The 13509-nt window shown below is 39.5% G+C and carries 11 protein-coding genes and 1 pseudogene; 9 read left to right on the top strand and 3 right to left on the bottom strand.

Annotation, left to right across the window (positions count from 1 at the left end):
• The first annotated feature begins 157 nt into the window (after positions 1 to 157).
• Positions 158 to 355, top strand: coding sequence for a Uma2 family endonuclease (locus tag RMX69_RS28870; RefSeq protein ID WP_289798741.1), 198 nt, complete (start codon positions 158 to 160; stop codon positions 353 to 355).
• A gap of 93 nt (positions 356 to 448) precedes the next feature.
• Positions 449 to 910, top strand: coding sequence for a DNA phosphorothioation-associated protein 4 (locus RMX69_RS28865; RefSeq protein ID WP_322639480.1), 462 nt, complete (start codon positions 449 to 451; stop codon positions 908 to 910).
• Positions 911 to 939: 29 nt separating this feature from the next.
• Here RMX69_RS28865 and RMX69_RS28860 read toward each other — a convergent pair whose 3' ends face one another.
• Complete coding sequence (locus tag RMX69_RS28860) at positions 940 to 2130, bottom strand: DNA sulfur modification protein DndB (RefSeq protein ID WP_322639479.1); 1191 nt, start codon at positions 2128 to 2130, stop codon at positions 940 to 942.
• Between the two features lie 105 nt (positions 2131 to 2235).
• Positions 2236 to 3837 carry a DGQHR domain-containing protein gene (locus RMX69_RS28855; protein ID WP_322639478.1) on the bottom strand — a complete coding sequence of 534 codons (1602 nt, stop codon included), beginning with the start codon at positions 3835 to 3837 and terminating at the stop codon, positions 2236 to 2238.
• 172 nt (positions 3838 to 4009) lie between these two features.
• Here RMX69_RS28855 and dndC point away from each other — a divergent pair, with 172 nt between their 5' ends.
• The 3 genes from dndC (at position 4010) to dndD (ending at position 8719) form a co-directional block, all read left to right on the top strand.
• Complete coding sequence (gene dndC / locus RMX69_RS28850; protein ID WP_322639477.1) at positions 4010 to 5632, top strand: DNA phosphorothioation system sulfurtransferase DndC; 1623 nt, start codon at positions 4010 to 4012, stop codon at positions 5630 to 5632.
• A gap of 225 nt (positions 5633 to 5857) precedes the next feature.
• Positions 5858 to 6490, top strand: coding sequence for a Uma2 family endonuclease (locus tag RMX69_RS28845; protein ID WP_322639476.1), 633 nt, complete (start codon positions 5858 to 5860; stop codon positions 6488 to 6490).
• 240 nt (positions 6491 to 6730) lie between these two features.
• The gene (gene dndD, locus RMX69_RS28840) at positions 6731 to 8719 is read left to right on the top strand and encodes a DNA sulfur modification protein DndD (RefSeq protein WP_322639475.1); all 1989 of its coding nucleotides are present in this window, start codon (positions 6731 to 6733) and stop codon (positions 8717 to 8719) included.
• A gap of 296 nt (positions 8720 to 9015) precedes the next feature.
• Here the strand turns inward: dndD and RMX69_RS28835 are convergent, their stop codons facing one another.
• Positions 9016 to 9690, bottom strand: coding sequence for a DUF726 domain-containing protein (locus RMX69_RS28835; RefSeq protein ID WP_322639474.1), 675 nt, complete (start codon positions 9688 to 9690; stop codon positions 9016 to 9018).
• 85 nt (positions 9691 to 9775) lie between these two features.
• Here RMX69_RS28835 and dndE point away from each other — a divergent pair, with 85 nt between their 5' ends.
• The 4 genes and pseudogenes from dndE to RMX69_RS28815 all read left to right on the top strand — a co-directional run.
• Positions 9776 to 10162 carry a DNA sulfur modification protein DndE gene (gene dndE, locus RMX69_RS28830; protein WP_012410821.1) on the top strand — a complete coding sequence of 129 codons (387 nt, stop codon included), beginning with the start codon at positions 9776 to 9778 and terminating at the stop codon, positions 10160 to 10162.
• 51 nt (positions 10163 to 10213) lie between these two features.
• Positions 10214 to 11671, top strand: a complete 1458-nt coding sequence (locus RMX69_RS28825) for a DNA phosphorothioation-associated putative methyltransferase (RefSeq protein ID WP_322639473.1) — start codon at positions 10214 to 10216, stop codon at positions 11669 to 11671.
• Between the two features lie 242 nt (positions 11672 to 11913).
• Positions 11914 to 13206: an AmpG family muropeptide MFS transporter gene (locus RMX69_RS28820; RefSeq protein ID WP_322639472.1), complete on the top strand. Its 1293-nt coding sequence runs from the start codon at positions 11914 to 11916 to the stop codon at positions 13204 to 13206.
• Positions 13191 to 13442: pseudogene (locus tag RMX69_RS28815) on the top strand (ABC transporter permease); the annotation flags it as partial. The gene RMX69_RS28820 and the pseudogene RMX69_RS28815, both read left to right, overlap by 16 nt.
• Between the last annotated feature and the right edge of the window lie 67 nt (positions 13443 to 13509).

The raw sequence follows: 13509 nt of genomic DNA, 5'->3' as shown, positions 1-13509 counted from the left end.
ATTTCCCTTTACATTTTCCCATAAATGATAAATCTTCCAAAACTGGATGCTCCCAGTTCATTTAACTAGCGTTGATTTTCACTTTCCTATTTCTTTAGTTTATGAGGATGTTCTGTTTTCAATATAATATAAGTACGGTGATAAGGCTGAGGAAGAAATGGCTAGTAAACGCCGTGATTATTTTGCGGCTGGTACGTTGGTAGTTTGGGATGTAGATGTACTTAAAGAGGAAGTTATTAGAGTATATCGTGCTAGTAATCCTGAAGAACCCCAAATTTATCGCCGTGGTGAGGTGGCTGAAGCTGAACCTGCGTTACCAGGATGGAGTATGTTGGTGGATAATTTGTTTGTTTAGCGATCGCCCGCATACTAGTATAAAATAATGTGCTAATAATTACTATCACTTCCAACTTTCGGTTAAAATAGCAACAATGTAGATATTAAAACAATGGCTGCAAACAGAATCAGGGTTGCAAAAGATAAGGCTGAGTTGGTGAAATCTCTAGTCGCATCAAAAGACACAACTGGGCCTTTTCAGACTTATGTAGAAGTAATGGTGTTTGCAGCAGCATTGGGCGTTAAAAATAAAAAGCGCATTCCTTTAGACATTATTTCTAAAGATTTATCCCCACTGCGACAAGATTATTTTACTAGCAGCTTCACTCTATTAATTAATTTGTTGGCTATCACCGAAACAGAAAATATTAAGGTTATAGGCGATGATAATATAGCTGACGAGCAACGCATTCACATTTTTGAAGAGTATGCTAATGCTGGTTTAGAGATTATACAAAATGAACTGCGTGGAGCAGTAGACTATTCAGAGCGACTTTTATTGATTCTTAGTTATGAGAGAACTAATACAGAGCAGCAAGATGAGGAATTTGATCTAACCAAATTCCTATCTTGATTTTTAAGTAATGCTTAAAAGCAATAATTTTACATCCATCCCAGTGTAATTTTTACTGTTTTGACTGCATCTGTTACTGCACTAACAGTAGCAGATATTCTATATGGCTTGTCTGGATTTTTAGGTTGGGCATCTATTCTAATTACGTTATCCTTCCAAAGTTGGTTTTCTCTTGACCAATCTAGCTGTGCTAGTTGTGAAATTTTTTCTTCATTAAAATAATTGTTTTCTGAATCATATATATAGTGCAATAAACGCCCTAAAACTTCTAGTCCAACGCTTATACCTAGAATACAATCTTCTTTAAATGCAGCGACTTCATCTGTTGTTAGTTCTTCAACAGTTGTATCAGCAATATACTCAGTGTTACTACATTCTGAGAAAAATCTATTAAGACAAATAACTAAAGCATCAGATGCTTGATAAACATCATAATCTCGAAGTTGATTACCTGGATCGTTAGTAAAAATGCAACTTACAAACCTAGCTATAAAATTGGTTGTGTAAATCAGCTTTTGTTTAGTTGCAGGACTTGATTTAATCTTCTCTGTCTTGCCTTGAAACATTGGCACTCGTTTTATTAATTCTTTAGTAATGCCAACTCGACCAGAGAACTCACCAAATGATAATAACAATGATTTATCTAGTTGTTTTGTTTGAGCCATGTCTCTGAAATCTGCCTGACACTGTTGGAAATCACCCTCTAAAACTAGAGTAATTGCAAAATCATCATCACTGATTAAGTGGCTTTCAGTACTTTCTATCAATTCGTGAATTGCACGTTTACGGTGTTGTCCATCAGTTATGTCCAACTTGACTCCACGACGAATAACAACTAGACAAATACCCCTACCCAGTTCAAGAATTGTGATGTCTTTTGGAGCTACATTCGCAGTCAAAGTTCCTACAATCCAAGGTTTTTCTTTTCTGGAACGGTCAACAATATATTTTTTAATTTCATCAGCATGACCTTTAACCTCTGGGCGATTTTTACCAGAATCAGGATCATTCCCAGTGGATGGTTTAGCTTGGAGAAGACCAGAAAAGTCACTCGCAGGTACATTAATTTGCAGCATTGTCCGCTTTCCCTGCTGAAAAATTAGTCCTGGATAGCAGCGATCGCGATGATATTGTGAGAAGAATGGCTCAATAAAGGAGCTAAACTGAGCTTTTATCTGAGGAGAAATGCTATTATTGTCATCCTCAATCGGTTGAGCCATATAAATACCTAATATAAATTAGTAGATGTTAGCAAACATGATATGCAACCCTTATGGACTGTAGCATCGGTAAAAACCACACTGCAAAATCCCTACTTAACTTTGCTAGTTGAGAATATGTGGAAGTCCTACAGCTTTTGGATCAACAAACTCACCATCGAAACTTATAGTTTTATCTTCAACAGTCCTAGCATCCGCCAAAGCCTTACGAAGTTCAGCACGTTCCATCTGTTCCTGAATTCCACCCAGGATGTAAATCAATAACTTCGCTGCCAAATCTCGTCCAGCAACCTGTACTCGTTTTTTATTTGGGTCATACAAAACCCCATACCAGAGAGATTGGGGATATTCCATACCACTAAAACCACCTTGCTGGTCAAACTTCCGCAACTTCTTAAAAATATCTGTCAAGGAAAAACCTTTTTTAAAAACTAAAATTCCTAAAGCTTGTGCTAATGCAACTTGAGCAACTGGACGGAAAAGCATATTTCCTTCACCTCCATCTTTCTCAAAGCTGAAGCGCCGTAAAGCTGGTGTATCCTCGTGTTCTAAAATTTTATAACTAGAAAGACTAGCTAAAGAATCAAATAGCTTTTTAAATTCCTCAATTCCCTGCTCAAGTTCTTCATCCTCTGGACGCATGGGAATTAGACCTTTCTCCAAGGGTTTCCAGTGAGGGAATTTGTGAGCCAAATATCGCTCAGACATATCTTGCAGAGCTTGCAAAGTCGTCAAAACTGTAGAATTGGAAGCCACTGTTGCACTATTCCAATTAACACGGGGATTGCGTTCTTGTCGTTGTTCTAATAGTGGATGTGTAACTGCAATTTTTCTAGCAACGATCGCAAAACCATCATCTTCATTCAACTGTGTTAGCTGACCTTTAGTCAAGGGTGCAGCCATCAGGTTGACATGAACAAAAATCGATCTCACCCTCCGCCTTGCCTCGGTGCGAGTTTCCCCAGCCGCTACCGCACAGATGAACTCAATACCAATTTTTTCCTTGGGTAAATTTTGCAAGTAAGCAAGGTCTACTTGGTACTTTTCTATCAAATCATTGACTGTAATAAAACTGTCATCAGCACCTTTATCTTTTTTATAGCGCTGGAGTTTGCGAGTTTTAATTAACTCCATCAACCCCTGTACACCCATTAATCGGTGTTGACCATCCAGTGCATAAATGGTTACATCATCCTCAGAAATATTTAGCAGACCTACCTTACCATCTTTATCTAGGGGTATAAAATCAGTCGTAGACTTTGTCGCGCGTCCATCGCTATCCCACTCAGCAGCTTTAGGATTATCCACCCACGGTTGATTAATCACCACTAGCACCGGCGGAAACTTATGATTGTCTCTAGCCGCTAAATACTGGACTAGCGGTGCTTGACGTGACCAATCAAGGGGACGTTGCTGAATTTCATCAATACTATCCGCGTCAATCTCGACATTATCAGTCTCAGGATTATACTTTTTTTGAAACAGAGGTAAGCCAGAGGCGAAGTGAACCCGACCTGCAAACCATTCTAATGTAACAGAGCTAACATAAGCCTCAGTACCACCCATCTCGGTTTTTTGAACGAGAATCTGATCTTTTCTCCCTAAAAACTTCTCTAGGAGTAAAGCTAGTACCTGTTTTTCCTTGTTTTCCCGTTCCAGGTATTCTCTAGCGATGTCAGCTGTTGGGTCATATGCACTATCTTTCATGTTAAATTTTAAAAACAGAATAAGATTATGTCCTTTAATTATCCAAAAAATTGGATATTAGTAGTAAAGTTTTTAAAAACTTTTCTTCAACCCAGGTCGGCGGGTTTTGTTTATGTAGACGAGAATTCTATTCGCCCGAATATTAAGCCAGTGTTTCCAGAGAGAAGGAGAAATGACTACAGCACAACAAGCAGAAAATAAAAACCAGCAGACACGTACTGTAGCAGAGTTAGTGGACTATATCCAAGCTCTCACCATTGAAATTCAAGAATTGTATTGTTTGGATGAGATACCTTGGGTTTTGGGCGTGTCTTGGGGAAAAGATTCTAGTACAGTATTGCAGCTTGTATGGAATGCGATCGCATCTCTTCCTCCAGAAAAAAGAACTAAAACAGTCTATGTAATTACAACCGATACTCAGGTAGAAAACCCTGTAGTATCTGCTTGGGTTCGCAAATCCATGCAGAATCTCAAGGTAGCTGCTAAAAGACAGGGGATGCCAATTGATCCACATCTATTACAACCAGTAATTGAAGACACATTTTGGGTAAATCTTATTGGTAAAGGATATCCAGCACCTCGTAACCAGTTTCGCTGGTGTACTCCACGTTTAAAAATTAATCCTGCTAATCAATTCATCCGTGAAATAGTTAGAGCTAACGGTGAAACAATTCTTGTATTGGGTACTCGCAAAGCAGAAAGCGCCAAACGTGCTGCCACAATGAAAAAGCATCAAGTTGATCGAGTACGCGATCGCCTGAGTCCTAATGCCAGCCTACCCAATTCCCTAATCTATACCCCTATAGAAGATTGGAGTAATAACGATGTCTGGATATACCTGAATCAGTGGGATAATCCTTGGGGACAAAGTAATAAAGAATTATTTGCTATGTATCGAGGTGCAACAGCCGATAATGAATGTCCACTAGTTGTTGATACTTCTACTCCTAGTTGCGGTGATTCCCGATTTGGCTGCTGGGTTTGCACACTAGTGAATAAGGATAAATCAATGGAGGCAATGATCCAAAATGATGAAGAAAAAGAATGGATGCAGCCATTATTAGATATCCGTAATGAACTAGATATCAAAGATGACCGAGAAAAAAGAGATTTTAGAAGAATTTGGGGAGATGTCCAACTATTTGAACGCAATAAAAACGGGGAAACCTCCATTGAACCAATCCCTGGCCCCTATACTAAATATTGGCGGGAACATTGGCTCAGACGATTATTAGAAGCGCAAACAAAAACCCGTCGGACAGCGCCAGAAAATATGCGCGATATCACCCTAATTACTCTCGAAGAAATGAGCGAAATTCGCCGCATTTGGCTAGAAGAAAAACACGAATTTGATGATAGCTTACCCCGGATTTATCAAGAAGTGACTGGTGAAGATTTTCAAGATCCCCGCCCTGGCGCTGACTATAGCTTACTAGGTCGTGATGAATGGATAGTATTAGAAGAAATCTGTGAAGGTGACGCGATGCACTTGGAACTCATGGCGAAATTGTTAGATACAGAACGCCAGTATCGCAAAAAAACTCGTCGCGTGGGAATATACGATACTTTAGAAAAATGCTTTAATACGAGTTCCCGTTCTCCAGAAGACGCGATTAAAAATGCTCGTTTGAAACGCGAATTAAGCGAAGCAGTTAGTCAAGGTGATGTTGCAAAAGTCAAGCAGATGACTTTGGGCGATGTTGCAGCAATCAATGAAGTAGATGAAGGTAAAAGTGAAAGCGATGAAGAGGTAACTTGGGCAAGTATGAAATTCAAAAAGGAAAACTCAGAATAATAGAAGACGGGAGTCAACCAAACTATTTATACCAATTTTTTATGAAGCTGCATAGAATTCGATCCCCCCTAGCCCCCCTTAATAAAGGGGGAACCGGAAAAACATCTATCAAAGTCCCCCTTTTTAAGGGGGATTTAGGGGGATCAAGATATGTGCAACTTCACATTAAATTGGTATTAAAGAACGCTTGACAAAGTTGGGTTATCTTAAAACAAGCGAGGTTCTATGATTCAAGCCATACACAAATTAGTAACTTTTGAAGATTTTGCAGCTTGGCGGCCTGAAGGTGGAAGATATGAATTACATGATGGCGTGATTGTTGAAATGGCTCAACCAGTTGGAGATCATGAGGATGTTGTTGGTTTTTTGGCGCTAAATATATCTATCGAAATTGGGCGACAAAAACTTCCTTACTTCATTCCAAAAACTGTATTAGTCAAGCCATTTGAAGGTGAATCAGCTTATTCACCAGACATCTTAATAATCAATCGACCAAATTTAGTGAATGAGCCTTTATGGAAAAAAGAATCAACTGTATCTCAAGCTGCATCTATTCCATTGGTTATTGAAGTTGTTAGTACTAACTGGCGAGATGATTACTACAAAAAATTAGCTGATTATGAAGCTATAGGTATTCCAGAATATTGGATTATAGATTACGCGGCTATAGGTGCTAGGAAGTTTATTGGCAATCCTAAACTGCCTACTATATCCATTTATGAATTAATTGATGGTGAGTACCAAGTTACTCAATTTAAAGGCGATACCCATATTGTCTCGCCTACTTTCCCAGAATTGAATTTAACCGCCGAACAGATTTTTCAAGCTGGAGGTGTGCAAATAGACCTAACCCCCTAACCCCCTTCCCGAAGCGGGAAGGGGGAACAATTCAAAGCCTCTCTCCTAAAAGGAGAGAGGTTTGGAGAGAGGTCAAAACTGTACTGCACCCAGGCGAGAACCGCTATCTCTATATTTCATAGACAATATTTTTTTTGAATGCGTCAGACAAAACCATCTAATTAATTTTATCTGATTCCTTTCATCACAAGCTTTCTGCTTCTGCGATCGCTGTCGAACTCATGTTAATCTTAAAAATCAATGATATTTCTTGAACTCGTATTACAAAACTTTGGCCCCTACAGTGGGAAACAGGTAATCAATCTTAACCCAAAAATTGATGAAGAAAACTCACACCCAATTATCTTATTAGGTGGGATGAATGGCGGCGGAAAAACCACCCTTATGGATGCCATTCGTCTCGCCCTTTATGGCCCCCGTGCCCAATGTTCTACCCGTGGTAATTTAAGCTATAGCGATTTTCTCAATCAATGTGTTAACAACAAAATAGATCCAGTTGCAGACACTCGTATTGAATTACTTTTTGAACATATTGAAAACGACAAACCAATAAAATATCGTGTTGTTCGTAGTTGGACAAAAAATCCTAAAGACGGTAAAGATACATTAGGTATTTTAGGTGACAGTGATACATGGCCTGATGCTTTAGTTAATATCTGGGATGAATATATTGAAAATCTCCTGCCATTAGGTATTTCTAACTTATTTCTCTTTGATGGTGAACAAGTTAAAGAACTCGCAGAACAGGAAATACCACCACCTGTTGTAGTAGATGCAATTCGCGGACTTTTAGGTTTAGAGTTAGCAGACAGATTAGCAGTTGATTTAGATATTTTAGTTAACCGAAAACTGAAAGAAGTTGGTAATAGTAAGGATTTAGCAAACCTAGAGGAAATTGAAACTAGGTTAACCCAACAGCAAGAAGATTATCAAACCACAGAAGAGAAAGTAGAAATTCTCAAAAATCAGGTAGAAGAATTAGAACAAAAGCAGCAAGAAGCCTTTGATAAATTTATTTCTGAAGGTGGGAAGATTGCAGCAGAACGCAATCAACTAGAACTACAGCAAAATACAAAAACTGCGGAAATTGAACAAGTACGTCAGTCAATGTGTGAATTAGCGGCTGATGTTTTACCTCTGGCATTAATTCCCAATTTACTTAATCAGGCGCAAACACAGGGTGAAAAAGAATTTCGGCATCAACAGGTACAAATTTCTAAAGATTTGTTACTTGAACGAGATCAGCGCTTACTCACTTGGCTAAATCAAGTTGAAATGTCTCCAATAGAAGTTGAAAAAATCCAATCATTTTTAATCCAAGATGTAGATAGTTTATATGCAAAGACTCTCCAGACGGAAGCACCTTGGCTATTAGCTGATGATGAAACTTTAAGTCAGCTAGATAATCTTATATATCACTTACAAAATTCTAAACTTTCTGCAAAAGAGAAATTAGCTATTCTCAAAAATAAAGAAGAAGAAATTCATACTCTAGAAAGGCAAGTGCAAACGGCAGCAGCACCAGAAGATTATACAAAGCTGCGTCAAGCATTAGAATCGGTACAAAATCAAGTTGTTGAAGCTAAAGCAAATTACGAAACAATCCGCCGCCGTTTAGCTGAATTAGAAACTATTATTGCCAAGTCAAAGAGAGAATTAAGTGATTATACCGTAGAAAATATTAAACATAAAAATAGCGAACATATTATTACCTCAGCAGCGAAAGTTCAAAACACACTCAAGATTTTTCGTGAAAAATTAACTCTGCGAAAACTCAATAAATTAGAGGAGGAAGTTAAAAACTGCTTCCTTTATCTCCTGCATAAATCTGATTTAGTGCATCGTATCACTATTGATACTAAGACTTTTAGCCTTTTGCTTTACGATTTAAATGGTAAAGCTGTGCCTAAACATCGTTTATCTGCTGGCGAAAAACAATTACTTGCGATCGCATTCCTCTGGGGTTTAGCGAAAGTCTCTGGACACCGCCTACCAGTAGCAATCGATACGCCACTAGGTAGACTCGACTCCTCTCATCGCAATAACTTAGTTGAACGTTACTTTCCATCCGCCAGCCATCAAGTAATTTTGTTATCTACCGATACTGAGATTGGCAAGAAAGAAGTAGAAACACTGCGAGAAAACGAAGCGATCGCCCGTGAATACCTCCTAAAATACGACTCCACTACCCGCCAAACAACAGTGGTAGAAAATCAATATTTTTGGTAGTAGATATCGTCTAAAAAAGATATTTACAATATATATCACGACCTTTGGAAAGTAGATAAGCAATTATGAACTCGCCCTATGTATTAAAAATAGAGAATGATCTACGTGTTCTGTCATTAGAAGAATTAGAATAGTTATTAGAACGAATTACAATACAACTGCAAGAAAAAAAGCAAATATCAGATAACTTTACTGATGTAAAATATATGAAGGAACAACTAGCTACAATGGCTAATGATTTAGATATACAGCTAGAAATTGCTGCTATTAATAATGAATTGGGGTTATAAAAAATTTCATATCTGCCATAACCCTTTTCTAACTAACTCTGGTAAGTAGTCGAAGCACTTAGATGGGCTATGGCTTTTACCTATTAGATATGTTGCATCTTCATTGGCAATTCTAGGGTGATACTCTTTTATTGGTTTCCGTCCACAAGCATTTTGTCCTCCTTCAGCTATTTTGAATATATATTTTAATGTTTTATCATCAGAGCTATATACATTGATTAAGTTTCCTGTGATCTGGGAAGTTACATATCCCCAATCTTTGCTACTATCTCTACGAACAGCACCAGCAAGAAGAATCACATTTTCTAATAAATGTTGTTTTTCTGTCCAACCTTCCATACAATAATAAGCAACACGCGCCCCTAATGAATGAGCCATAAAAGAGACATTTTTTTCAGGAATTTGATTACGAATCAAATGAGGAAAGTAATCTCTCCCAAATCGTTCTGCACGATATTTGGTTTTATGCCAGTGACCAAGACCAAAACCCATAAGAGAACTTTCAAAAAGACCAGAATCCCACCATAAATGATATACAGAATGTCGCCAACCAGCATTATTTAAGACATAAAGCAAATTATTGTTTCTCACTTTTTCTTCGCTTAAATATCCATCTATAAAAACTAAGGCTTTTGAACTATCTGCTGGGCGTGAGAGAAGTCGCAATTCAGGGCTTTTCATTAATTATTCCTTGGCGAAAACTTAAGACATATTCTTAGTTTTCCCAGCAGTATTATTTCTATATCACTATTTATTTATAAAAACTATGGAATCACCAATCGAAAGAATAAAACTGTCTCAAACAGCCAAAGACCAACTTACCAAACTTAAGCGCAGCACCAAAATCGACCAATGGAATATCCTTTGTCGTTGGGCATTTTGTCGTTCCCTCGCAGAAGCAACTACACCCTCCCCCGTCCCAATTCCCCAGGATAGCAACGTCGAAATGAGTTGGCGCGTTTTTGGTGGCGAAATGTCTGATATACTCCTCCTCGCCCTCAAGCAACGCTGTCACAATGACGGTTATCCCACCGATAAAGAAACTCTCGCCACCCAATTCCGCTTACATTTGCATCGCGGTATTGGTTACTTAGCAGGCGATCCAAATATCAAGAAAATTGAAGATTTAATTGAACTGGCGGTTAAAAATTGAAAGGATATTAGTTGACTGTTAACTGTTCACCGTTAACTGACAACTAATATTATGCCTGAAGCGCTAGAAATTGAGCGTCATAGAGCTGCGATCGCTCGCCCCGACATCTCTCGCCCTGTACGATTGGCTATAGAAGGGTCAATCCTCAATCAAGACACCACTTTTTTTGACTATGGCTGCGGCTACGGTGGTGATGTCGAACGAGTAAAAAACTTAGGCTACACCAGTGCAGGTTGGGACCCTTACTACCATCCTGATGTACCACGCACCCCCGCCGATGTGGTTAACCTGGGTTATGTCCTCAACGTCATTGAAGACTCAGAGGAACGCCGTCAAAGCCTGATCAAAGCTTGGGAACTCACCGGGAAAGTTTTAATTGTCGCGGCTCAAATCCTGATTAACGCTCCCAGCAAAACCCAACTTGCTTACAATGATGGCATTGTGACGCGCCGCAATACTTTTCAGAAATATTACGAACAGCAAGAACTCAAAACTTATATTGATGAAGTCCTAAATGTCGATGCAGTACCGATCGCACTAGGCGTCTATTTTGTGTTTCGAGATGAAGCTGAAAAAGAAAGCTACAAAGCGATCCGCTTCTTTTCTACCACCTCTACACCGCGAGTCCGCATTCCTATTAAGCGGTTTGAAGACTATCAAGAACAGCTGCAACCACTCATGGCTTTCTTTACCAAGCGCGGTAGACTACCTGTGAAAGGCGAATTAGAAAATGAACAAGAATTACTAAGTGAATTTGGTAACTTTCGCCGTGCCTTTAGTGTAATTTTACAAGCTACTGATGAGGCTGAATGGGATGCGATCGCTTACCGTCGTTCTCTAGATATTCAAGTTTATCTTGCTCTGACTCACTTTGATAAACGCCCTGCATGGCAGAAGCTAGCGCCAGAAATGCGTCACGATATCAAAGCCTTCTTTAGTAGCTATGAAGAAGCGTGTCTTGTAGCCGATCAAAAGCTTTTCAGTTTAGGTAAACCTGGGGTGATTAAAGCTGCTTGCGAAAAAAGCAAAATTGGAAAACATACACGCGGTGCGCTTTATGTCCATGTTTCGGCATTAGCAGCACTTGACCCCGTACTACGAATTTGTGAAGGTTGCGCTAGCCGTACTATTGGGCGTATCGATGAAGCCACATTAATTAAATATCACACTGATAAACCGCAAATATCCTATCTGTCTTACCCTGAATTCGATACCGATCCCCATCCGGCGTTAAAAGCCAGCATCGGTATTGATTTAAAAACCCTCTTTGTGACTCATCGAGACTACGAAACTAGGGCAAATCCACCGATTTTGCACCGGAAGGAAACATTTGTTACTAGCGACTACCCAGGCTACGAAGAATTTGCTAAACTCACCCAACAAGAACAGGAATTAGGGCTACTTAACCAAAAAAGCGACATTGGTACGCGTGAAGGTTGGGAAAAATGCCTCGCCGCATACAGAGTAGAAATCAGGGGACATCAGGTTTATCCAATTCAGGAAAGTTAAGAAAACGCTGACGCTATAAGGTTATCCTGAATTTGTATTTAACCCAAGTAAATCTTGGTAGTTTGTCATGTTTGGGTAAAATCACACAGCGATGGCGAGTTTCAATCCCTGATAGGGATTAATAGGAACTGCTGCCACTCCGATAATCCAAACCCTTATAGGTACTAGTTACATGATATACTTCTGGATTTCCTCGTTGTATTTTATTGATATTTCCTCAAAAGAGGCAAAAATTTGAAAATATGAGGAAAATTAAATCGCTGCTGGGAGTTTTCGGTAGTCGCAAGATGGCGGCTTTATTATTTTTAGGTTTTTCATCGGGTTTACCGTTATTGTTAATCGGTAATACCTTAAAGGCTTGGATGACTGTAGAGAAGGTAGATTTAGCTGCTATTGGTTGGTTTAGCCTTGCCAGTTTGCCTTATTCCTTAAAGTTTTTATGGTCGCCGTTGGTGGACAGGTTCACCTTGCCAGTTTTGGGACGAAGACGGGGTTGGTTAATTTTGACGCAGATTGCTTTGATTGTAGCGATCGCATTCATGGCTTTCCAACAACCCAAACAAGCATTACAGCTACTAGCCATCAACGCCATAGTCATCGCTTTTATCAGTGCAACTCAAGATATTGCTGTTGATGCCTACCGTACCGACGTTTTAGAAAAACTAGAAATGGGGGCTGGTGCAGCCGTTTTTATCTTAGGTTATCGAATTGCCCTATTAGTCGCAGGTGCTTTAGCGTTGATACTTGCTGACAAACTGCCTTGGTCATCAGTTTACTTGTTTATGGCAGGGACAATGGTAATTGGTATTCTTGCCACTTTATTCGCACCAGAACCCAAGGAAATTAGCCCTCCAGGTTCTCTAGCTGATGCTGTCATCTTGCCCTTTGGGGAATTTTTTCAGCGTCAAGGGATTATTAAAGCTATTCTAATGCTGGCATTCATTACCCTATACAAGCTAGGTGATGCTTTGTTGAGCAATATGACCACGCCTTTTTTGCTGCAAACTGGTTTTACCAAAACCGACATTGGGGCAATTCAAGTGGGGATGGGGTTAATTGCGACGATTGTCGGTGCTTTAGCCGGTGGTTCAATTTTGAGTGCTATTGGCATCAATAGATCGCTTTGGGTTTTTGGTATTCTACAAGCAGTAAGTAATTTAGCTTACTTTTTTCTAGCATACATCGGTCAAAACTACCAAGCTATGGTACTTGCCATCAACGTAGAACAATTTTGTGGTGGATTGGGGACAGCAGCCTTTGTTGCCTTTTTGATGAGTCTTTGTAACCAGCGGTTTTCCGCAACCCAATATGCTTTATTATCCAGCTTAATGGCTGTCAGTCGCGATATTCTGGCGGCCCCTGGAGGCGCGATCGCTCAAAGCACGGGTTGGCCTATATTTTTCTTAATTACCATCGCCGCCGCTGTACCAGGACTACTTCTATTACCAGTATTTGCCCCCTGGAACCCTCAGCCAGTGGCAATATCCAGACCAGGACTTGAGGACGAAGAAGAGGATATATGGGGAATCAAGTAGTTATTGCTGTCGGCACATTCATCCTCTTACTTACCGGTTTATTACTGGGGTATGTTCTCTCGCAGTTAGTTCTGGGATTTCTAGCATTTAACCTCCTAACTTTTTTCGGAACACTCAGCCTAATTTTAATTTTTGGTACACTTTATTACGTTTTATTTTGGCAATTGCGAAGAGAACAATCCCGACCATCAACTCCATCAACCATAAATCAAGGGATACCAACCCAGGTAGACGATGGTGGATCTGATAGCAAAAGTGTTGAATGTTAAGAGAAATCCGATAAAAACAGCCCAAAATATGTTA

The sequence above is a fragment of the Nostoc sp. EspVER01 genome (genome assembly GCF_034530635.1).
In the GTDB taxonomy this organism is placed as follows: domain Bacteria; phylum Cyanobacteriota; class Cyanobacteriia; order Cyanobacteriales; family Nostocaceae; genus Nostoc.
This window is presented reverse-complemented; position numbering and strand designations above follow the sequence as displayed.